A 20,884-nucleotide genomic window follows, 5' to 3' on the forward strand; every position below is an offset into this window, starting at 1 on the left:
GGGATCAGGACTGCTCCAGCAGCCGCTTCCGGCACTCCGCCACGTCGAAGTCCGCCTCCGGATACCGCGGGTCCAGCTCCCGCAGATGCTCCAGGAGCAGCGTGCTGACCGCCCAGTTGCGGTACCACTTGCGGTCGGCCGGGACCAGGTACCAGGGCGCGTACGAGGTCCCGCAGCGCTCCAGGGTCATCTCGTAGGCCTCCTGGTACGCGGGCCACAGGGCGCGGTCGTCGATGTCGGACGGGGCGAACTTCCAGCGTTTGTCCGGCTTGTCGAGGCGTCTGAGCAGGCGGCGGCGCTGCTCGTCGTAGGAGATGTGCAGGAAGCACTTGATCAGGGTCACGCCGTCGTCGGCGAGGGACCGCTCGAAACGGTTGATCCGCTCGTAGCGGCTTTCGATCACGGCGCGTGGCGCGAGCTCCCGGACGCGGGCGACCAGGACGTCCTCGTAGTGCGAGCGGTCGAAGATGCCGAGTTCGCCGGGGAGCGGGAGCGCCTTCTCCACGCGCCACAGGAAGGGGTGCGCGCGCTCCTCGGCGGTCGGTGCCTTGAACGCCGTGATCCGGCAGCCGGCCGGGTTCAGCTGCCCGATGACGTGCTTGACCGTGCCGCCCTTGCCGCTGGTGTCCATGCCCTGGAGGACCAGCAGGACGCGGCGCCGGTCGCCCGCGGTGCTCGCCGCCCACAGCCGTTCCTGAAGGCCGGCGAGCTGCTCGCCGATCCGGGCCGTGGCGGCTTTGCCCGCCGCCTTGCCGTCCGGGCCGCCGGGAGTGGCGGCGGCGTCGTGACGGGACAGCTCGACCGGCTCACCGGCGGGGACGCGCAGCCGCTCCCGCAGCGTGGTCCCGCGCTCGGCCTCCTTGTCCTTGTCCGCGGCGTCCTTCTCCGCCGTGTCCTTCTCCGTCACCGGGCCCCCTTCCGTTCCCCGGGCCTCGATCGTCCGCCGGGGCGCCGGGTTGCGCACCCGGCGCCCTGACGGGAAACAGAGCCGCGCTTACCGGCGCCAGGGACCTGTCACCGCGAACGTGGTGCCGGGGTTGTAGCAGTTGACGTACATCGTGTCGCCGTCGGGCGAGAAGGCCACCCCGGCGAACTCACCCCACTCGGGCTCCTCCGGGGTGCCGATGGTCTGCCGGTTGCGGGCCAACGCGTACACCTCGCCGCGCCGGGTCACGCCGTAGACGTGCTGGGCGCCGTTGCCGTCCTCGCAGACCATGAGACCGCCGCTGGGGGCCAGGCAGATGTTGTCCGGCGACTCTCCCGGCTTCTGGATGTCGGTGTCCGGACCGAAGGCGATCACCAGGGTCAGCCGTCGCCGGTCCGGGTCGTAGCGCCAGACCTGCCCGAAGTGGTCGGCCGCCGACCCCTCGGCGCTGCGGGCGAACGACGACACGAAGTACACTGACCGGCCGCCCCAGTAGCAGCCCTCCAGCTTCTGCGCGTGCGTGATGCCCTTGGGGCCGAAGTCCTGGAGCCGGATCGGCGTCCGCGCGGCCTGCGGGTCCGGTACGTCCACCCACTCGACGCGGTCGAACTCCGCGCCGATGTCCTGGATCGAGGACAGGTCCGGCACGCCGGGCACGCGCATGGCCTGGAGCCGGCCGCCCGCGCGCAGTGAACCCCGCCCGCCCAGCGGCCGGTCCGGCAGGAAGCGGTAGAAGAGGCCGAAGGGCTTCTGGAAGGCGTCCTCGGTCTCGTACACCACGCCCCGCCGAGGGTCGACGGCGATCGCCTCGTGCTGGAAGCGGCCCATCGCGGTCAGCGGTACGGCCCCCGTGCGGCGCGGGTCGACCGGGTCGACCTCGAAGATGAAGCCGTGGTCCTTGGCGTAGCCGGCGGCGCTCGCCTTTTCCTCGGTCTCCTCGCAGGTCAGCCAGGTGCCCCACGGAGTGGGCCCACCCGCGCAGTTCACGGCCGTGCCGGCGATCGCGACGCGTTCCGACAGGACGTTGTTGCGGGAGTCCAGCGTCAGGGCCGTGCAGCCGCCCTTGCCGGCCGGGTCGTAGGTGAGGCCCTCGACCGTCGGCACGGGGACCCTGCCGTCGGCGCGGTTCTCGTGGTTGCGGACCAGGTGGACCCGGCCGCCTCTGCCCGCGAAGGCCGACATGCCGTCGTGGTTGGAGGGGACCTTGCCCCCGCCGGAGCGGAGCGGGTCTGACTCGCGGGAGAGGACCCGATAGCGGAAACCTTCCGGCAGGTCGAGCAGCTCCTTCGGGTCGGGGACGAGCGGGCCGTAGCCCTCGTGGCCGAGGTTCTGGGCGGCGGCGGTGCCGGCGAAGAGTTCGGACAGGGCGCCGGAGAACGCGATCCCGACGCCCAGGGCGCCCGTACCGGCTAGCACTTGACGTCGGGTGGCGATACGACCGGATTTGGTCATGGCGAAACCTTCCTGCTGGCGGACAGGAACTGTGATCCCGCTGTGTCTACCACCTGGTGCGGGCGGCGGAAACCACACGCGTAGCGTGGGTCACTGCTCGACCGCGTGCCGCAGCTCGTCGATGGCCTGTTCTGTCGTGTCGACGGGATGTTCCGCCGGCTCCGGTGCCTGCCGGCCCGTCTCCTGTCGGTCCGTCTCCTGCCGGCCCGCCTCCTGGTGGCCCCTTTCCAGGAACCGCAGGAGCTCCACCGGGATGGGCAGCACCAGCGTGGAGTTCTTCTCCGCCGCCACGGCCATCACGGTCTGGAGCAGGCGCAGCTGGAGCGCCGAGGGCGTGTCGGCCATCTGGTGAGCGGCCTGTGCCAGCTTCTTCGAGGCCTGGTACTCGGCGTCGGCGTTGATCAGCCGGGCCCGCCGCTCGCGATCGGCCTCGGCCTGGCGGGCCATGGAGCGCTTCATCGTGTCCGGCAGGGACACGTCCTTGATCTCCACGCGGTCGATCGTCACGCCCCACTCCACGGCCGGGCTGTCGATCATCAGCTCCAGGCCCTGGTTGAGCTTCTCCCGGTTGGACAGGAGGTCGTCCAGTTCGCTCTTGCCGATGATCGAGCGCAGGGAGGTCTGCGCCATCTGGGAGACGGCGAAGCGGTAGTCCTCGACGTTGACGATCGCGGCCGCCGGGTCCACGACCTTGAAGTACACGACCGCGTCGACCCGCACGGTCACGTTGTCGCGGGTGATGCCCTCCTGGGCGGGCACCGGCATGGTCACGATCTGCATGTTGACCTTACGCAGCCGGTCCACCGCGGGGACGATGATGTTGAAGCCGGGCCGCCGCACCTCCCCGTGCAGCCGCCCGAGCCGGAACACGACCCCGCGCTCGTACTGCTTGACGATCCGCGCCGCCGAGGCCAGATACACCAGCCCCCCGGCTCCGGCCGCCGCCACCGCCCCGATCAGCTCTTCGACCATGCCGACCTCCCCGTCCAGAGGTCCCGTTTCGTCTGTTCCTGCAACGATATGCCTGGACTCGGGGTCGGGGCCATGCCTTGCGGGCCGGGGCCGTACACGCGAAGGTCCGGGGCGCGCTTCTCGGGCGCGCCCCGGACCGGGGATTGTCGGCGTTCCGGCTACGTCGCTACGCGGCCGTGACCTTCTCGGCCTCCGGAGACGGCTCCGGCTCCGTGAACTTCACCGGCTCCGTGCCCGTCGCGCTGTGGCGTTCGGCCCAGCTCTCCAGGGCCGTGCGGCAGGCGTGGTCGAGGTGGTGCAGTCCCGAGAGGTCCAGCTCGACGGGGCGGTCCTGGGGGAGGGCCTCCAGGCTGTCGAGGATCTTCGGCAGTCGCAGGAAGGTGGCGTTGCCCGACAGGTAGGCCTGGATGGGACCGGCGCCCTTGTCTATGACCTCGAGCTTGACGTGCGAGGCTTCCCAGGCGGTCTTGACGACCGACAGGGCCAGACCGATCAGGACGCCCTCGAACATGTTCACCGCGACGATCGACACGGCCGTGACCACGAGGATCAGCGCCTCGCCCTTGTGGGCCCGCCACAGCGCCACGACCTGGCGGAACGGGATCAGCTTCCAGCCCGCGTGCACCAGGATGCCGGCGAGGGCGGGCAGCGGGATCAGGGCCAGGGCCCATGGCATCGCGGCGGCGAACAGCAGCAGCCACACGCCGTGCAGCACACGGGAGGCCTTGGTCTTCGCCCCCGCGTTGACGTTGGCGGAGCTGCGGACGATCACCGCGGTCATGGGCAGGGCGCCGAGCAGACCGCACACGGTGTTGCCCGCGCCCTGGGCGATCATCTCCTTGTTGTACTGGGTGCGCGGACCGTCGTGCAGCCGGTCCACGGCCGCCGCGCTGAACAGGCTTTCCGCGGAGGCGATCAGCGCGAACGCGATGATCGTGCCCCAGATGGCCGGGCCGGCCAGCTCGCCGAGGGCGTCGGTCCCGGGCGGCTGGATGACGCCGAGCAGGCCCTCCACCTCGACCGTGGCGACCGGCAGGCTGAAGGCGAGTGTGGCGATCGTGGCCAGGACCACCGCCGCGAGGGCGCCCGGCACGGACTGCACGGCCTTCGGCAGCTTCTTCCACAGCACGATGACGGCGATGGTGCCCGCGCCGATCGCGAGCGAGATCAGGGCCTCGGTGCTGCCCAGGGCGTCGGTGAACGCTCCCGGCAGCCCCGCGATCTTGCCGATGCCGGTCTCCGGGGCCTTCAGGCCGGCCGCCGCGTAGATCTGCCCGGCGATGATCACCAGACCGATGCCGGCGAGCATGCCCTCGACGACGGAGACGGAGATCGCCCTGAACCAGCGGCCGATGCCGAGGAAGCCCATGGCGAGCTGGAGCAGACCGGCCATCAGCACGATCACGCCGAGTGCGGCCACCCCGAACTCGCTGACGGCCTCGAAGACCAGCACGGTCATGCCGGCGGCGGGTCCGGACACCTGGAGGCTGCTGCCGGGCATGAGACCGGTGACGAGGCCGCCCACGATGCCGGTGATCAGGCCGAGTTCGGCCGGGACACCGGAGGCGACGGCCACACCGATGCACAGCGGCACGGCGACCAGGAAGACGACGATGGAGGCGAGGAAGTCCTGCCTCAGGTAAGGGAACTTGGTCATGGTGTCCCTCACAGGGTCTCGAAGGTGTCGGTGTCCGCGCGGTGGTTCCGCACGGTTCCGGTGTGCACTTCGTAGAACCAGGCGTGCAGCCGCAGCCGGCCGTCCGTCAGACGGCTCTCGACGCACGGGTAGGAGCGCAGCCGCTCCACCTGCGCCAGGACGTGGTTCTGCACGGCTTCGGCGACCGTCTTGTCGGCCGGGTCCGTGCACTTGGGCTCGTCGCAGGCGTGCGCGAGCCAGTCACGCACGGCGGGAACGGCGGTGAGGTCGTCGCCCCGCACCACCGCGCCGACGGCGCCGCAGTGCGAGTGGCCGCAGACCACGATCTCCTTGACGCCGAGCACTTCCACGGCGTACTCGATGGTGGCCGCCTCCGAGGTGGGGTGTCCGAAGGCGTACGGGGGGACGACGTTGCCCGCGGTGCGCAGCTCGAAGAGCTCGCCGGGCCGGGCGCCCGTGATCAGGGCCGGTACGACCCTGGAGTCGGAGCAGGTGATGAACAGGACGTCGGGGGACTGGCCCTCGGCGAGGCGAGCGAACTCCTCAGGGCGCTGTCCGAACATGCGGGCGTTGTCGATGAGGGGTTGCATGAGTGTGGTGACTCCTCCTGGCGCGCAGTGGGGGCGCGTCGGACGGGCATGACAGAGGTGGGGGATGGAACTGCTCTGTTCCTCAGCAGCGGAAGACCTGAAGCGCTGCCGGAGTATGCGACGCCGAGGATCTCGACGTGCGTTCGTGCGCGACGCCGGGTGTGACCCGTTCCGGTGCTGACGGCGAGATGTGCCTCAGCAGCGGCCGATCGGGCGCCGATGGCGCCGAGTCGGCGTTGTGGAACCGGTCGCGGGTCCGCAGGGGGCCGGTCGGGCCCCGATGGTGTCCGGCGCGGCAGGTTGCGATCTCGTCGCGCAGAGCCTTCCCGGAAACCTTGGTTCGGGGGCGCGAAGACGCGCCGGTTGGTTCAGTTCCGGACTGAGCCTTGGCCTCGACTTCACGGTGCGTGTGCGCGGATGCGAAGGACGCCGTCGGTGCGAAGAGCTGGAGGGCGAGCAGGACGGCGGCGAGGAGCGAAACCACGGTCCGTGCCGTCGTACCTCGGCGCATGCGCCCCCCTTCGGTTGATTCGCACATCTAGCGCTGACCAACACTTAGTCAATGGCTGGTCAAGAAACACGTTAACCCTGCAAGGTCGTTTGCAGGGTTAACTTAACGTTTCAAGCTGAAGAGAGCCTGAAAACCGTAGGTGGGTTGGCTTGAACCAACGCTTGCGATACGGCGGTTGGCGCGATATTGGGGTTGTGGTTACCGAGTGTTCGCCAGCGTGGCCGCGTCGCGGGCCAGGGCGGTGAGCCGGGAGATGGCCCGGAAGTACTTCTTGCGGTAGCCGCCGTTCAGCATCTCCTCGCTGAAGAGCTGGTCGAAGGGCAGACCCGAGGCCAGCACGGGCACTTCACGGTCGTAGAGCCGGTCCGCGAGGACGACGAGCCTAAGCGCCGTCGACTGGTCGGGAACCGGCCGCACGCCGGTGAGGCAGACGGCCTTGATTCCGTCGGTCAGGGCGCCGTACCGGCTGGGGTGCACGCGGGCCAGGTGCTCCAGGAGGGGCGAGAACGCGTCGAGGGAGGCGCCCTCGGTGGCGTGCGCCGCCTTGGTCACCTGTTCGTCGGAGTACGGCGGCGGTGCCTCGGGCAGCCCGCGGTGGCGATAGTCCTCGCCGTCGATGCGCAGGGCGCGGAAGTGGGCCGACAGGCCCTGGATCTCGCGCAGGAAGTCGGCCGCGGCGAACCGGCCCTCACCGAGCTTGCCGGGCAGCGTGTTGGAGGTGGCGGCGAGCGCGACGCCCGCGTCGACGAGCTTGCCGAGCAGGGTGGAGACCAGGACGGTGTCGCCGGGGTCGTCGAGCTCGAACTCGTCGATGCACAGCAGGCGGTGGCCGGAGAGGGTCTGGACGGTCTGCTGGAACCCGAGGGCGCCGACCAGGTTGGTCAGCTCCACGAACGTGCCGAACGCCTTGAGCGTGGGCTCGGCCGGGGTGGCGTGCCAGAGGGACGCCAGCAGGTGGGTCTTGCCGACGCCGTAACCGCCGTCGAGGTAGACGCCGCGCGGGCCGGCCGGGGCCGCCTTCTTGGGTGCCCTGCCGAACCCGAACAGCCGCCGCTTGCCGGAGCCGCCCGCTCCGTGGCCGAGACCCGCCGCGAAGCCCTCCAGGACCCGGACGGCCTCCGTCTGGCTGGGCTGGTTCGGGTCCGGGATGTACGTGCTGAAGCGCACCGAGTCGAACCGCGGCGGCGGCACCATCTCGGCGACCAGCCGGTCCGCGGGCACGTGCGGCTCGCGGGCGCACAGGGACAGCGGGGCCGGGTCGGTCATGGGGCCGGTTCCGGAGGGGGCAGGGGAGGAGGACACGGTTCACCATGCTACGGGGCGTGGAACACTGCACGGCATGCGACGTCTGTTCCCTGTGACCGATGAAACAGCAGCTCCGGACTCGGGTGGGATGCCCGGGGAGGGTGTTCGTGACGGGGCCGGACGGGAGTGGAGTCTGGCCGAGCTGGCCGCCGCGTACGCCTATCCCGAGGCGGGGCCCGGCGGGCCGCTGCCGTGGCTGCGCGCCAACATGGTGTCCACGCTGGACGGCGCCGCCCAGCACGACGGCCGTTCGCAGCCCATCTCCAGCGCGACCGACATGCGGATCTTCGGCACGCTGCGGGCGCTGGCGGACGTCGTGGTCGTCGGCGCGCAGACGGTGCGCCAGGAGGGGTACCGGGCGGCACGCGCGCGTGCCGAGTTCGCGGAGATGAGGGAGGCGGCCGGGCAGGGCCCGGCCCCCGCGATCGCGGTGGTCTCCGCCAGCCTGGACCTGGACTTCTCGCTGCCGCTGTTCACCTCGCCCCTGGTCCCCACCCTGATCCTCACGGGAGCCTCGGCCGCCCCGGACCGTGTCGCCGCCGCCGAGAAGGCGGGCGCCCGGGTGGTCACCGCCGGGGACGGCATCGGCGTGGACCCGGCCCGCGCCGTCCAGGCCCTCGCCGGCCTCGGCCACACCCGGCTGCTGACCGAGGGCGGACCGCGGCTGCTCGGGCAGCTGGTGGCGGCCGGCGTGCTCGACGAGCTGTGCCTGACCGTCTCCCCGCTGCTCACCGCGGGCGACGCGCAGCGCATCGCCGGGGGGCCCGCCGTCACGGTGCCGCAGCGCTTCAGGCTGGTGTCGATGCTGGAGGAGGACGGCTTCCTGTTCACGCGGTACGGGCGGTCCTGACGTACTGAACCGCGCCGCACGGGGTACAGGTGTCGGCACCCGGGGAGCCGAACCGGTCGGTGTGGGCCCGAATCGGGGCGGTGGTCGTCGCCGGTCCGGTAATCGGCGGAATGTGCCGTTCCGTTTGCTTTCCGGAGGGCACACTGGATCCGGCAGCACCCGTGCGAACACGGGGCAGGATGGTTTCCGCAGGGCCCTGCACGGCCCACGGAGGAGTGGGGCCACGGGCCCCCGGGAGCAGAAGGGGCGCCTGGTGTTCACAAGCGTATTGATGATCGAGAAGGCCCTGACGTCCGCCGACGTGGAGTTCGTCACGACCTTGCACGGGGAGGAGCCGGTCTCCTTCCAGGTGCTGCTCCAGCCGCGCGGCGAGCAGGCGGACCGGCTGCTGCGGGCCATCGACGACATCGCGCTCGGCGAGCTCGACGAGGCCGTACGCGAGGGGGAGACGCCTCAGGGCGAGGAGGCGCTGAGCGTCGGGCAGCGGGCACTGGAGGTTTCACTCGCGGCGCTGCGGGCGTCCGGGAGCGAGGCCGAAGGGCGGTTGATCGAGGATCATCCGCTGGACGCGCTGAAGTCCCTGGTGGAGGAGGTCGGTGCGGATGAGGTCATCGTGCTGACCGACCCCCACTACGTGGAGGAGTTCTTCCACCGGGACTGGGCGTCGCGGGCGCGGCACAAGGTCGGCGTGCCGGTGCTGAAGCTGTTCTCGCACAGCAAGGCGTAGCCACCGGTGATGTCAACGTCTCCGGACGCTTCGGCATAGGCTGTGCCGCTGAACGTTCCGCACACGCACAGGGAGACACGCATGGCACCCGGCCTTCCCACCGCCATGGACCGACCGCACTTCATCGGCATCGGTGGGGCCGGGATGTCGGGGATCGCCAAGATCCTCGCGCAGCGCGGGGCCGTCGTGGCGGGCAGTGACGCCAAGGAGTCGGCGACGGCCGAGGCGCTGCGGGCGCTGGGTGTGACGGTGCACATCGGGCACGCGTCGGAACACCTGGCCGACGACGCCAGTTGCGTGGTCGTGTCCTCGGCGATCCGGCAGGACAACCCCGAGCTGGCCCGCGCGGCCGAGCTCGGCATCCCCGTCGTGCACCGCTCCGACGCGCTCGCCGCCCTGATGGAGGGCCTGCGCCCGATCGCGGTCGCCGGTACGCACGGCAAGACGACCACGACCTCGATGCTGGCGGTGTCGCTGAGCGAGCTGGGCCTGAAGCCGTCGTACGCGATCGGCGGGGACCTGGACGCCCCCGGCTCCAACGCGCTGCACGGCGAGGGCGAGATCTTCGTCGCCGAGGCGGACGAGTCGGACCGCAGCTTCCACAAGTACGCGCCCGAGGTCGCGATCGTCCTCAACGTCGAGCTGGACCACCACGCCAACTACGCGTCGATGGACGAGATCTACGAGTCGTTCGAGACGTTCGTGGACCGCGTCACCGAGGGTGGCACGCTGGTGGTCACCGCCGACCACGAGGGTGCGCGGGAGCTGACGCGCCGGGTCGCGGGACGCGGCGTGCGGGTGGTGACGTACGGCGAGTCCGAGGACGCCGGCGTGCGCATCCTGTCGGTCGTGCCGCAGGGCCTGAAGAGCGAGGTCACCGTGGTGCTGGAGGGCGAGGAGCTGACCTTCACGGTCTCCGTGCCCGGCCGCCACTACGCGCACAACGCGGTGGCCGCGCTCGCGGCGGGCGTGGCGCTCGGCGTCCCCGCCGAGGAGCTGGCCGCGGCGCTGGCGGCGTACAGGGGCGTGAAGCGGCGGCTCCAGCTGATGGGCGAGGCCGCGGGTGTGCAGGTCATCGACTCCTACGCGCACCACCCCACCGAGATGACCGCCGACCTGGAGGCCATGCGCGCGGCGGCGGGCGACGCCCGGATCCTGGTCGTCTTCCAGCCGCACCTGTTCTCGCGGACGCAGGAGCTGGGCAAGGAGATGGGCCAGTCCCTGGCCCTGGCGGACGCCTCGGTGGTGCTGGACATCTACCCGGCCCGTGAGGACCCGATCCCCGGCGTGACCAGCGAGCTGATCATCGAGGCGGCCCGGGCGGCGGGCGCCGACGTGACGCCGGTGCGCGACAAGGCGGACGTCCCCTCGGTGGTCGCGGGAATGGCGAAGCCGGGGGATCTCGTTCTCACCATGGGAGCGGGCGACGTCACCGACCTCGGCCCGCGCATCCTGGACCGTCTGTCGAACTGAGGGGCTGGAGGCTCATGCCGTACGACGTCGAGAAGCCGGACGAGCAGTGGCGCGCGGAGCTGACCCCGGGCGAGTACGCGGTCCTGCGCCAGGCGGCCACGGAGCCCGCCTTCACCGGTGAGTACACCGACACCAAGACGCGGGGCGTCTACTCCTGCCGCGCCTGCGGCGCGGAGTTGTTCACCTCGGACACGAAGTTCGAGTCCCACTGCGGCTGGCCGTCCTTCTTCGACCCGAAGGACACCGACGCGGTGGAACTGATCGAGGACCGTTCCCACGGCATGGTCCGCACGGAGGTGCGCTGCGCCCGCTGCGGCTCCCACCTCGGGCACGTGTTCGAGGGTGAGGGGTACCCGACGCCCACGGACCAGCGGTACTGCATCAACAGCATCGCGCTGCGGCTGGCGCCCGAGGAGGCCTGAGCCGCTCGCGGATGAATGGGTGACCCCATGAATCGGTGAACCGCGGGGCCGTTGACTTATGGCTGAGTGAGCCAGAGGATGTCCGGGGTGACCTCCTCCGCGCACCCCTCCACAGGCCCCGCCGGCCTCCCCGTCGATCTCGACGAGGCCGCCCACCACTGTCTCGTCGCGGGGTTCGACGGGACGACGGGTGTCCCGGACGAGCTCAAGCGGCTCGTCGACCGGGGGCTCGGCGGGGTCATCCTGTTCACCCGCAATGTGCGGGACGCGGAGCAGGTGCGGCGGCTCACCGGGGAGCTGCGGTCCCTCCGGCCGGACCTGCTCGTGGGGATCGACAACGAGGGCGGCGGGATCGGGCACCTGGTGGGTGCCGGCGCTCCCGAGGTGCCCGGGTCGTTCGCGCTCGGTGTCGCCGACGACCCCGGACTGACCGCCCGCTGTGCCGACGCCCTGGCCGGGCATCTGGCCTCCCTCGGCATCACGGTCTCCTACGCCCCGGTCGCCGACCTCCAGCACCATCCGGGCAACCCGATCGTGCGCACCCGCTCCTTCGGTGCCGAACCCGCGCTCGCCGCCCGGCACCTGCGGGCCTGGATCGCCGCCACCGAGCGGCGGGGCGTCGCCTCCTGCGCCAAGCACTTCCCCGGGCACGGCGGCACCGAGACCGACAGCCACCACGGCATCGCCGTCGATCCGCGGCCGTACGACGAACTGCGGGCCGACCTCGAACCGTTCCGCGCGGCCGTCGACGCCGGCGTGCCGATGATCATGAGCGCGCATGTCGTGTACCCGGCGCTGGACCCCGAGCGGCCCGCCACCCTGAGCCGCCGCATCCTGGGCGATCTGCTCCGCCACCAGCTGGACTTCGACGGGGTCCTGGTCAGTGACGCGCTCGAGATGAAGGCCATAGCCGACCGCTACGGCGAGGCCGCCGGGGCGCGGATCGCCCTCGCGGCCGGTGCCGACCAGGTCGTCGTGGCCGTGCCGGACCTGGAGGTCACCCTGGCCTGCCGGGATGCGGTGCTCGGTGCGCTGAGCTCGGCCGTGCTGTCCGAGGAGCGGCTGTGGGAGGCCGCCGGGCGGGTGCGGCGGCTCGCCGGGCGGTACGCGGTTCCGGCCGGGGCGGTCGATGGCTGGGACGCGGGGGCCGGGCTGGAGGCGGCCCGCCGGGCTGTCCGCAGCCGTCCGGTGCCGCCGGTCGTGCGCGGTGCCCACGTCGTCGACCTGTTCCCGCCGCCGCACCCCGCGCTCAACTGGGGCGGCGAGGACCTGCTGACGGAGGTGCGCGCCGTCGATCCCACGGCCACGGGGACGGCGGTCACCGGGGAGCCGGCGGATCCGGCCGCCGTCGTGGACGGGATCCTGCGCGCGTCCGGTGCCGCGCCGCTGGCCGTCGCCACCTGCGACGCCGGGCTGCACCCCTGGCAGGAACGGCTGCGCGCCGCCCTGCTGGCCCGGCGGCCCGATGCCGTACGGGTCGACACCGGGCTGCCGGAGGGCGGCGCCCTGTGCTCCTACGGGCGGGGCCGGGCGAACCTGCGCGCCGTCGCCGAGGTGCTGGCGGGCGGCTGAGCCCCCAGGTCCTGTCGTCACATTCCCGCCTGCCAGACACCGCCGGGCAGGCGGGAATGTGACGACAGGACCTACGGCACTCGCACGACCTCCTTGATGCCGCGCGCCGCCAGGTACGCGGCGTCGTCCGCCCGCGCCGCCAGGACCACCGCCGGGCGGACGCCCTCCGCGCGCAGGGCCATCCACGCCTCGAAGTAGGCGCCTTGCGGGCCGGACACGGAACGCGTGGACGGCGTGCAGTCCAGGACCAGGGCCGTGTCGCGGGGGTGGGCCGGGTGGTGCCCCGCGCGGACCTCGGCGACCGTCTCGGCGAGGGCGGTCGCGATCGGCTTGGCGTTGCCCCGCGCGTCGAACAGGCCCAGGGTGTACTCCAGTTCCGGGTAGTCGGCCAGCGAGCGGTCCACGTCGTGGGAGCACCACCAGGTCACGCCCCACAGGCCCTCGCACCCGGCCGCGTTCCGTACGGTCGCCCGGGCGAATTCGGGCGCGTCGGCCGCCGGGACGTGCGGTTCCGGGGCGCCGGTCTCCTGGACCCAGACCGGGCGGGCCGGGCCCTCGGCGTAGGCCTTGGCGAGTTCCGTGCCGTACTCGGCGAGGTGCAGCACCTGCGGGGAGCGGGGGCCGTAGCGGCGGGCGCAGTCGCCGGAGAACACCCAGGGGTGGACGGTGGTGACATCGCCCTTGCGGGCCGAGGCCTCGGGGGTGAAGGGGTGGTCGTCGCCGTACCAGGCCGCGTCGTAGGCGGAGTGGGTCGCGATCCGGCCCCGGGGCAGGTGCTCGCGGGCGGCGGCCAGCAGGGTGTCGAGGTAGTGGTCCACCTCGTCCGGGGTCACCGGGTTGTGCTCGACCAGGTTGTTGAGCTCGTTGCCGAGCTGGAGACCGATGAGGTTGGGGCGGCCGCCGAGGGCGCGGCCCAGGGTCCGCATGAGTTCGGCCTGGGCGGCGACCGCCTCCGGGTCGGTGAAGACGTTGCGGTGGTGCCAGCTGCGGGTCCACTCCGGGTAGAAGTCGAAGCTGGACAGATGGCCCTGCACGCCGTCCACCAGCACGTCGAGACCGGCCTCGGCCGCCAGGTCGACCAGGTGTGCCAGCTGGTCCACGGCGGCGGTGCGGATGAGGGTCCGGTTGGGCTGGAGAAGCGGCCAGAGGTGGAAGACCCGGACGTGGTCGAGGCCGAGCGCGGCGATCTGGTCCAGGTCCTCGCGGGCGTGCTTCGGGTCGAAGTCGTGCCAGGAGTGGAACCAGCCGCGGCGGGGCGTGTAGTTGACGCCGAAGCGGAGCGTAGGGATGGGATCCTCCTCGGGTCGAGTCTTGCCCTGGGTGAATGCATCAATCACCATAGTCGGCGATGGGTAATGAATTGAACCAGGAGCGTCAAGGTGCCTCGGCCCTGGTGATCGGTCTCGACGCGGGCGGCACGCGGACCCGGGCGGTCCTGGCGACCGCCGAGGACGGGTGCCCGGTGGGCGAGGGCGCCGCCGGGCCGGGCAATGCCCTGACCGTTCCGGTGCCGCAGCTCACCGAGCACCTCGCCGAGGCCGTCGGGCGGGCCGTGCCGGAGTCGGTCCGTGACCGGGTCGTGGCCGTGGCCGGCGGTTTCGCGGGTGCGACGGACGCCGCCGACGACGAGCCGGGGCGGCGCAACGCCCTGGCCGCCCTCACCGCCGCCCTGCGCCGGCTGGGCATCGACGCGGGTCCGCCCGTCATCGGCAGTGACATCGAGGCGGCCTTCGCCTCCGCCCCGGGCACCCCGGCCGACGGTCTCGCGCTGGTCGCCGGTACGGGCGCGGTCGCCATGCGCATCACCGGCCGCCGCGGCACCGCCACCGTGGACGGCGACGGCTGGCTCCTCGGCGACGACGGCAGCGGCTTCTGGATCGGCCGCGCGGCGGTACGCGCCGCGTTGCGCATGGCCGACGGCCGGGGCGCACCGACCGTGCTGGCGGAGGCGGTGGGGCGGGAGCTCAGGGTGCCGGGCGACGCGCTGCCCAGCGGGGCGTCCGGTGGCGTGGCCGGTGGCGCGGTGCGAAGGCTGTCCCCCGACGTGGTCCCGGGCGGCGCGGACGGCGCGTCGCGTGACGGGCGGCACGAGGCGCCGCCGGTGACCGGGCCGACCGCCGCGGGTGGGTGGTCGGCTGGTTCGGGGCGGACCGGGGGCGGCGGGGCCGCGGGCGGACGGACGGCCGGTTCGGGGTGGACCGGAGGGGCCGGGGCCGCGGGCGGACAGGGGCCGGCTGGTTCGGGACAGTCCGGAGGCGTTGGAGCCGCGGGTGGTCGGTCGGCCGGCGCGGGCGGGCCGTCGGTCGGTCCGGGGCAGTCCGGAGAAGCTGGAGCCGCGGGCAGGCGGCCGTCCGGCCCGGGACGGACGGGCGCGGGCCGGGGGCCGTCCGGCCCGGCGCAGGCAGGAGGGGCCGGGGCCCGGGCCGTGACCGGTGGTCTGGCCGGTTCTCCGGCCCTCGGCCGGCGCCCCCTCCCGCCCCACGACGACACCCCCTGGTCCCGGCCCCACCGCGAGGCCTACCGCAGGCACCTGCTCCCCGCCGTCATGGCCGAGCCCCCCGTCCGCCTGGCCCGGCTCGCGCCACTGGTCGTAGCGACGGCCCGGGACGCCGAGGATCCGGTCGCCCTGGCGATCCTTGACGAGGCGGCGGACCAACTCACGGAAACCGTACGGGCGCTGGATCCCGTTTCCGGGGAGCGGGTGGTCGCCACCGGCGGACTGCTCGGCCCCGACGGGCCGCTCACCGACCGCCTCGAAGCCCGCCTCCACGCCCTCGGCCTGACCCTCGACTGGGTCCCCGACGGCTGCCGCGGCGCCGTCGCCCTGGCCCGCCTCGCCCACGGCGGCCGTACGTGACCGCCACCCGGCAGGGCACACCCCTGTACCGCGACCCCACCGCCCCGGTCGACGCCCGCGTCCGTGACCTGCTCTCCCGTATGACCCTGCGCGAGAAGACCGGCCAGCTCAACCAGCGGATGTACGGCTGGGACGCCTACCGCCGCACCCCCGACGGCGGCTTCGAGCTCACCGACGCCCTGTACGCCGAGACCGAGCGCTTCGCCGGACTCGGCGCGCTGTACGGACTGCTGCGCGCCGACGCCTGGTCCGGCGTCGACCACGCCACCGGATCCGGCGTCTCGGACGGCGCCGAACTGGCCCACCTCGTCCAGCGTCACGTCGTCGAGCGCAGCCGGCTCGGCATCCCGGCCCTGTTCGTCGAGGAGGTGCCGCACGGCCACATGGCACTCGACGGCACCGTCCTGCCCGTCAACCTGGCCGTCGGCGCCGGCTGGGACCCCGGGCTGTACGAGCGGGCCGCCGCCCACGCCGCAGCCGAACTGCGCGCCCGGGGCGGCCACGTCGCCCTGGTCTCGGCCCTGGACATCGCCCGGGACCCGCGCTGGGGGCGGACCGAGGAGTGCTTCGGTGAGGACCCGTACCTGGCCGCACGGCTGACGGAGGCGTTGGTGCGCGGCATGCAGGGCGCACCGGCCGAGTACTTCCCCGCCGACAAGGCCCCCGTCGTCCTCAAGCACTTCGCCGGGCAGGGCGCGACCGTCGGCGGCCGCAACTCCGCCGAGTCCGAGCTCGGACTCCGGGAACTCCATGAGATCCACCTGCCCGCCGCCCGTGCCGGGATCCGCGCCGGGGCCGCCGCCGTCATGGCCGCGTACAACGAGGTGGACGGCGTGCCCTGCTCGGGGAACCGCGCCCTGCTCCACGACCTGCTCCGCGAACGCTGGGGTTTCCAGGGACTGGTCATGGCGGACGGACTGGCCGTGGACCGGCTGGCCCGGATCACCGGGGACAAGGTCTCCGCAGGAGCCCTCGCGCTCGGCTCCGGTGTGGATCTGAGCCTGTGGGACGAGGGCTTCACGCAGCTGGAGGCGGCCGCCGAGCGGGGGCTGGTGAGTGAGGCGGCTCTCGACGAGGCCACAGCGCGCGTCCTGCGGTTGAAATTCCGCCTGGGACTGTTCGAACAGCCCTACCGCACCTGCCCGTTGCCGCCCCCGGCCGTCGGACGCGACCTGAGCACCGCCCTCGCCCGCGCCGCCGTCACCCTCCTCCGCAACGACCACGGCGTGCTGCCCCTGTCCCCGGCGACCGTCTCCCGTATCGCCGTCCTGGGCCCGCACTCCGACACCGTCGCCCACCAACTGGGCGACTACACCGCCCCGCAACGGCCCGGCACCGGAACCAGCGTCCTCGACGGGCTGCGGAAGCTCGCCCCGGCCGGCATCGACATACGCCACGCCCGGGGCTGCGCCCTCACCGGCGGCGACCTGTCGGGCCTCCCCGAGGCGATCGCCCAGGCCGCCGCATCCGATGTCGCCGTGCTGGTGCTGGGCGGCAGCAGCGCGCGCTCCACCGGGACCGAGTTCGACGCCAACGGGGCCGCACGCACCGCCGTGTCCGAGATGACCTGCGGCGAGGGCGTCGATCTGGCCGGACTGCGGCTGGGCGACGCGCAGTACGCGCTCCTGGACGCCGTGGTCGCGACGGGGACACCGACAGCGGTCGTGTTGATCCAGGGCCGCCCGCACGTCGTGCCCGACACGGCGGCCGCGCTGCTCACCGCCTGGTACCCCGGCCCGTGGGGCGGTGAGGCGATCGCCGAAGTGCTGCTCGGCCTCGCCGAGCCCGCAGGCCGCCTGCCGGTCTCCGTGCCCCGCTCAGCGGCCCAGCTCCCCGTCTACTACAACCACAAGGACACCGAGTACGGCGGCTACGTGGACGACAGCGCCGAGCCGCTGCACTCCTTCGGGCACGGACTGTCGTACACGACCTTCGCGTACGGCCCGCCGCGGCTGTCAGAGCACACCGTCGAGGCCGACATCACCAACACGGGGCGTCGACACGGCCGTTCCGTCGCCCAGCTCTACCTCCGCCGGCTGCGGACCCCCGTCTGGCCGCGCACGCTGGAACTGCACGGTTTCCAGGCTGTCGACCTGGCGCCGGGCGAGACCCGCACCGTCGCGTTCCCGCTCGGCGCCGGCCTCGGTAGCGCCGTTCCGCCCGGCACGGTGGTCGAGTTCCGCGTCGCCGCGTCCGCGCGGGCCGCCCTGACCGCCGTACCGACTCAGAGCTTCACGGCCCCCGAGGAAACCCCCTTGTAGAACCACCGCTGGGTGATGACGAACAGCACCAGCACCGGAATCACGGAGATCACCGAGCCCGCCATCACCATCCGCTGGTCGTAGCCGAAGGACGAGGTCTGCAGCCTCGCCAGGCCCAGCGTCAGGGTGAAGTGGTCCTCGGTGCGCAGCACGATCAGCGGCCACAGGAAGTCGTCCCAGGCGCTGATGAAGGTGTTGATGGTGACGACGAGGAGCGCGCCGTAGGCGGACGGGAGATACAGGTACCGGAAGCGTTTCCACTCGCCCGCCCCGTCCAGCATCGCCGCGTCCTCGATCTCGCGGGGGACGGCGAGGAACGCGGCCCGCATGATGAGCACGTTGATCGCGGCGACGAAGCCGGGCAGCCAGACGCCGACCAGGTTGTCGACCAGGCCCATGTCCCGGACGCTGAGGAACAGCGACACCATGATCGACTCGAAGGGGAACATCATGGACGCCAGCAGCACCACCCAGACCAGCTTGCGGCCCTTCCAGCCGGGTTTGGACAGCATGTAGCCGGCCATGGTGGAGAAGACGAGCTGGCTGGTGATGGACAGCAGGGCGACGAACACGCTGTTCCTGATGTACGTCCACACCGGCACCTGGTCGAAGACCTCGCGGTACGCCCGCAGCGACGGGTGACGGGGGATCAGGGAGGCGCCCGCGCCGAAGACGTCCTCGCCCGCGCCCTTGAGGGACGACAGCAGCTGCCACAGCAGCGGGCCGACGGTGATGAAGAGGACGAACACCAGCAGCAGGTAGCGGACGACCAGTTCGCGCGGGCGGCCGTAGTCGCGCCAGCGGGGCATCAGACGGCGGCGCTTGTCGACGGCGGTCGTCATGCCTCGTCCTCCTTCGTCAGGCGCTGGGCGAGCAGCGTGAGGCCAAGGGTGAGTGCGAACAGGGCGACGCTGACGGCCGCGCCGTAGCCGGCGTTGCCGGTGAGCGGGTCGAGGCCGACGTCGCGGATGTAGAAGGGCAGCGTGCGGTCGGCGCCGCCGGGGCCGCCGGTGGCACCGCCGAGCATGTAGATCTCGGTGAAGACCCGTAGCGAGCCGATGCCGGTCAGGGTGCCGACCAGCATCATCGACTGGCGGACGCCGGGCACGGTCACGTGCCAGAAGCGGCGCACGACGCCCGCCCCGTCCACGGCCGCCGCCTCGTGCAGTTCCCTGGGGACGTTCCCGAGGGCGGCCAGGTAGAAGATCATGTACCAGCCGAGGCCCTTCCACAGCGTCAGGCCCATCGCCGACAGCAGGATCAGCCACGAGTCGGACAGGAACGGGATGGCCTCGCGGATGAGGTGGGCCTTCTGGAGCCAGGTGTTGACCAGTCCCTGGTCGCTCAGCAGCCACTGCCAGCTCAGGCCGACGACCACGCTGGAGGCCAGGACCGGCGTGTAGAACGCCGAGCGGAAGAAGCCGATGCCCGGCAGGTTCTTCTCCACGAGGATCGCGAGCAGCAGCGGCAGCAGCACCATCAGCGGGACCACGAACAGCGCGTACAGCAGGCTGTTGCGGGTCGCCAGCCAGAAGTCCGGATCGCTCAGCATCCGGCGGTAGTTCTCCAGCCCGACGACGTCGTACGCCCCGCCGAGCGGCTTGGCGTCGGTGAAGGAGACGACGACCGTGTTGAGGAACGGGAAGACCCCGAACACGGTCGCGCCGACGACCGCCGGGGTCATCCACAGCCAGGGCAGCCACCAGCGGCGGTACAGCGCCGCGCCCCCCGCGTCGGCGCTCGGGCCGGGCGTGACGAAGCGGAGGGCGCGGCGCAGGGGCCCCGGCGGGTGGGGCGAGGCGGAAGCGCCGGGGCGTCGGGCGCCCGCACCCGGGGGAGCGGGGACGGGCGCCTTGTGGACGGTCGGTTGGGTCATCCTCAACTGCCCTGCTCGATCAGCTGGTTCGCCTTGGACTGCGCCTCCTTCAGAGCGTCCTCGGCGCTCTTCTTGCCCTGCATGGCCAGCTGGATCTGGGCCGAGATGGCGTTCAGCTCGCCGGGCGTCAGCGCGATCTCGTCGGCCGTGGCGGTCTTGCGGTCACTGGCTACGATCTTGCGGGCCTCGGCGAAGGGATCGTCGCCCTTGACCGACTGGAAGAACGGGTCGTTCAGGGAGGCCGTGGTCGACGGGAAGATGACGACGTTCGGGTCCTTGGCCCACTCCAGCTGGTTCTCGGCGTTCGTCAGGAACTGCGCGAAGGCCAGCGCAGTCGAGGCGTTCTTGCTGGTGGACGCGGTACCGATGTACTGCGGGGCGCCGACGGTGTGGCCGAGGGCGTCCAGCATGTAGCGGGCGACACCGGTCTTCTTGTAGACGCTCGGGTTGTTCTGCTGGATGAACCGCAGGAAGTTGGGGTTGGTGGGGCCGTAGACCAGCTTGCCCTGGCCGTAGACGTTGGCCGGGTCCTGCGTGGAGGACAGCGAGTCCCTCGGCATGCCGCCGGCCTTGTAGAGCTTCGTCATGGCCTCGACCCACCGGGCCGTCTTCGGGTCGTCGGCGAAGGTGAACTTCTTGCCGTCCTCGGACAGGATCTTGACGCCCATCTGCTGCCAGTCGGCGGGGATGCGCAGCTGCGGGTTGGCGAGGAACGCGTAGTACTCGCCGCCGGAGACCTTGGCTATCTTCTCCGCGTCGTCGAACAGGCCGAGCACGGTCGTCGGAGGTTTCGCCGGGTCCAGGCCCGCCTTCTCCATCAGGTCGGTGTTGAAGGTCTGCACGATGCCGCCGGAGTACCAGGGCAGCACGCTGTGCACCTTCTTGCCGTCCGCGTCGGCGTACACGCTCGACTTCCACAGCGCGGGCACGAACGGCTTGCCCGCGTCCGGTGCCTTGTCGTCCAGGTTCAGCAGGTAGCCGTTCTTCGTCAGCGCCACCGCCGTGTTGACGTTGATGTTCACCACGTCCGGCAGCGTGCAGCCCTGCGCGTCGGCGACCAGGCGCTGGGTGAAGGTGGCGTCGCCCGGGTCGTCGATCCAGTTGACCTTGGTGCCGGGGTGGGCCTGCTCGAAGGCGTCGATGACGCCGTTGAAGTACTTCCCGAAGTCCTTCTTCAGGTTGGTGGTCTGGAAAGTGATCTTTCCCTTGACTTCGCCGGAGAGCTTGCCGGAGCCGACGTTGCCCTTGTCGACCTTGCAGCCGCCGGCCGTGGCGTCGCCGCCGTCGGAGCCGCCGCCGGACAGGCCGCAGCCGGCGGCCGTCAGCGTCAGGACGACCAGACAGGTCAGGGATCCGGTGAGTCTTCTTGCGCGCATTGCTGCCCTCCTGGGACCAGTCATGCTGGATCAAATCACCAAGTTGGACTTCGATTGA

At 71.9% G+C, this 20,884-nt stretch carries 17 protein-coding genes; 7 read left to right on the forward strand and 10 right to left on the reverse strand.

Annotation, left to right across the window (positions count from 1 at the left end; translation table 11 throughout):
- Positions 1–4 precede the first annotated feature (4 nt).
- The 6 genes from PV963_RS35025 to zapE form a co-directional block, all read right to left on the reverse strand.
- On the reverse strand, positions 5–907 hold the full coding sequence (locus PV963_RS35025; RefSeq protein ID WP_425540971.1) for a PPK2 family polyphosphate kinase: 903 nt from the start codon (positions 905–907) through the stop codon (positions 5–7).
- A gap of 87 nt (positions 908–994) precedes the next feature.
- On the reverse strand, positions 995–2,377 hold the full coding sequence (locus tag PV963_RS35030; RefSeq protein WP_274820475.1) for a PhoX family protein: 1,383 nt from the start codon (positions 2,375–2,377) through the stop codon (positions 995–997).
- Positions 2,378–2,467: 90 nt separating this feature from the next.
- Positions 2,468–3,349 carry a slipin family protein gene (locus PV963_RS35035; RefSeq protein WP_274820476.1) on the reverse strand — a complete coding sequence of 294 codons (882 nt, stop codon included), beginning with the start codon at positions 3,347–3,349 and terminating at the stop codon, positions 2,468–2,470.
- Positions 3,350–3,515: 166 nt separating this feature from the next.
- Entirely contained in the window at positions 3,516–5,006 is a 1,491-nt protein-coding gene (locus PV963_RS35040) for a SulP family inorganic anion transporter (RefSeq protein ID WP_274820477.1), read from the reverse strand.
- 8 nt (positions 5,007–5,014) lie between these two features.
- Positions 5,015–5,596 carry a carbonic anhydrase gene (locus PV963_RS35045; RefSeq protein ID WP_274820478.1) on the reverse strand — a complete coding sequence of 194 codons (582 nt, stop codon included), beginning with the start codon at positions 5,594–5,596 and terminating at the stop codon, positions 5,015–5,017.
- Positions 5,597–6,305: 709 nt separating this feature from the next.
- Positions 6,306–7,373 (reverse strand): cell division protein ZapE, encoded by a 1,068-nt coding sequence (zapE, locus tag PV963_RS35055; RefSeq protein WP_425540972.1) that lies wholly within the window; start codon positions 7,371–7,373, stop codon positions 6,306–6,308.
- A gap of 73 nt (positions 7,374–7,446) precedes the next feature.
- Between zapE and PV963_RS35060 the strand changes: the two genes are divergently transcribed.
- The 5 genes from PV963_RS35060 (at position 7,447) to PV963_RS35080 (ending at position 12,456) form a co-directional block, all read left to right on the forward strand.
- Positions 7,447–8,262, forward strand: a complete 816-nt coding sequence (locus PV963_RS35060; protein WP_274820481.1) for a pyrimidine reductase family protein — start codon at positions 7,447–7,449, stop codon at positions 8,260–8,262.
- A 253-nt stretch (positions 8,263–8,515) separates the two neighbouring features.
- Positions 8,516–8,989 carry an indole-3-glycerol phosphate synthase gene (locus PV963_RS35065; RefSeq protein WP_274820482.1) on the forward strand — a complete coding sequence of 158 codons (474 nt, stop codon included), beginning with the start codon at positions 8,516–8,518 and terminating at the stop codon, positions 8,987–8,989.
- 81 nt (positions 8,990–9,070) lie between these two features.
- Positions 9,071–10,462 (forward strand): UDP-N-acetylmuramate--L-alanine ligase, encoded by a 1,392-nt coding sequence (gene murC / locus PV963_RS35070; protein ID WP_274820483.1) that lies wholly within the window; start codon positions 9,071–9,073, stop codon positions 10,460–10,462.
- A 14-nt stretch (positions 10,463–10,476) separates the two neighbouring features.
- Complete coding sequence (msrB, locus tag PV963_RS35075; protein WP_010034103.1) at positions 10,477–10,884, forward strand: peptide-methionine (R)-S-oxide reductase MsrB; 408 nt, start codon at positions 10,477–10,479, stop codon at positions 10,882–10,884.
- Between the two features lie 78 nt (positions 10,885–10,962).
- On the forward strand, positions 10,963–12,456 hold the full coding sequence (locus PV963_RS35080) for a glycoside hydrolase family 3 N-terminal domain-containing protein (protein WP_274820484.1): 1,494 nt from the start codon (positions 10,963–10,965) through the stop codon (positions 12,454–12,456).
- Positions 12,457–12,527: 71 nt separating this feature from the next.
- Here PV963_RS35080 and PV963_RS35085 read toward each other — a convergent pair whose 3' ends face one another.
- Complete coding sequence (locus tag PV963_RS35085; RefSeq protein ID WP_274820485.1) at positions 12,528–13,796, reverse strand: glycoside hydrolase 5 family protein; 1,269 nt, start codon at positions 13,794–13,796, stop codon at positions 12,528–12,530.
- 8 nt (positions 13,797–13,804) lie between these two features.
- Between PV963_RS35085 and PV963_RS35090 the strand changes: the two genes are divergently transcribed.
- The gene (locus PV963_RS35090) at positions 13,805–15,313 is read left to right on the forward strand and encodes a BadF/BadG/BcrA/BcrD ATPase family protein (protein WP_274820486.1); all 1,509 of its coding nucleotides are present in this window, start codon (positions 13,805–13,807) and stop codon (positions 15,311–15,313) included.
- A gap of 80 nt (positions 15,314–15,393) precedes the next feature.
- Positions 15,394–17,574 (forward strand): glycoside hydrolase family 3 N-terminal domain-containing protein, encoded by a 2,181-nt coding sequence (locus PV963_RS35095; protein ID WP_274822203.1) that lies wholly within the window; start codon positions 15,394–15,396, stop codon positions 17,572–17,574.
- Here the strand turns inward: PV963_RS35095 and PV963_RS35100 are convergent.
- Genes PV963_RS35100 through PV963_RS35110 form a run of 3 tightly spaced genes read right to left on the reverse strand, consistent with a single transcriptional unit; the run spans position 17,538 to position 20,826 of the window.
- A complete protein-coding gene (locus tag PV963_RS35100; RefSeq protein WP_274820487.1) occupies positions 17,538–18,416 on the reverse strand; it encodes a carbohydrate ABC transporter permease in 879 nt (292 codons plus the stop codon). The genes PV963_RS35095 and PV963_RS35100 overlap by 37 nt on opposite strands.
- Entirely contained in the window at positions 18,413–19,450 is a 1,038-nt protein-coding gene (locus PV963_RS35105; protein WP_274820488.1) for a carbohydrate ABC transporter permease, read from the reverse strand. Before PV963_RS35105 ends, PV963_RS35100 begins: the two co-directional genes overlap by 4 nt.
- A 2-nt stretch (positions 19,451–19,452) precedes the next feature.
- Positions 19,453–20,826, reverse strand: coding sequence for an extracellular solute-binding protein (locus PV963_RS35110; protein WP_274820489.1), 1,374 nt, complete (start codon positions 20,824–20,826; stop codon positions 19,453–19,455).
- Positions 20,827–20,884: the final 58 nt, after the last annotated feature.

It is taken from the genome of Streptomyces coeruleorubidus (assembly GCF_028885415.1).
Lineage (GTDB): Bacteria > Actinomycetota > Actinomycetes > Streptomycetales > Streptomycetaceae > Streptomyces > Streptomyces coeruleorubidus_A.

Excerpts from the sequence above, each read along its gene's own strand:
- PV963_RS35060 (WP_274820481.1), top strand. The coding sequence starts at position 7,447 with ATGCGACGTCTGTTCCCTGTGACCGATGAAACAGCAGCTCCGGACTCG.
- zapE (WP_425540972.1), bottom strand. The coding sequence starts at position 7,373 with ATGACCGACCCGGCCCCGCTGTCCCTGTGCGCCCGCGAGCCGCACGTG.
- murC (WP_274820483.1), top strand. The coding sequence starts at position 9,071 with ATGGCACCCGGCCTTCCCACCGCCATGGACCGACCGCACTTCATCGGC.
- PV963_RS35080 (WP_274820484.1), top strand. The coding sequence starts at position 10,963 with ATGTCCGGGGTGACCTCCTCCGCGCACCCCTCCACAGGCCCCGCCGGC.
- PV963_RS35090 (WP_274820486.1), top strand. The coding sequence starts at position 13,805 with ATGGGTAATGAATTGAACCAGGAGCGTCAAGGTGCCTCGGCCCTGGTG.
- PV963_RS35095 (WP_274822203.1), top strand. The coding sequence starts at position 15,394 with ATGACCCTGCGCGAGAAGACCGGCCAGCTCAACCAGCGGATGTACGGC.
- PV963_RS35085 (WP_274820485.1), bottom strand. The coding sequence starts at position 13,796 with ATGGTGATTGATGCATTCACCCAGGGCAAGACTCGACCCGAGGAGGAT.
- PV963_RS35045 (WP_274820478.1), bottom strand. The coding sequence starts at position 5,596 with ATGCAACCCCTCATCGACAACGCCCGCATGTTCGGACAGCGCCCTGAG.
- PV963_RS35105 (WP_274820488.1), bottom strand. The coding sequence starts at position 19,450 with ATGACCCAACCGACCGTCCACAAGGCGCCCGTCCCCGCTCCCCCGGGT.
- PV963_RS35035 (WP_274820476.1), bottom strand. The coding sequence starts at position 3,349 with ATGGTCGAAGAGCTGATCGGGGCGGTGGCGGCGGCCGGAGCCGGGGGG.
- PV963_RS35030 (WP_274820475.1), bottom strand. The coding sequence starts at position 2,377 with ATGACCAAATCCGGTCGTATCGCCACCCGACGTCAAGTGCTAGCCGGT.
- PV963_RS35110 (WP_274820489.1), bottom strand. The coding sequence starts at position 20,826 with ATGCGCGCAAGAAGACTCACCGGATCCCTGACCTGTCTGGTCGTCCTG.
- PV963_RS35100 (WP_274820487.1), bottom strand. The coding sequence starts at position 18,416 with ATGACGACCGCCGTCGACAAGCGCCGCCGTCTGATGCCCCGCTGGCGC.
- PV963_RS35040 (WP_274820477.1), bottom strand. The coding sequence starts at position 5,006 with ATGACCAAGTTCCCTTACCTGAGGCAGGACTTCCTCGCCTCCATCGTC.
- msrB (WP_010034103.1), top strand. The coding sequence starts at position 10,477 with ATGCCGTACGACGTCGAGAAGCCGGACGAGCAGTGGCGCGCGGAGCTG.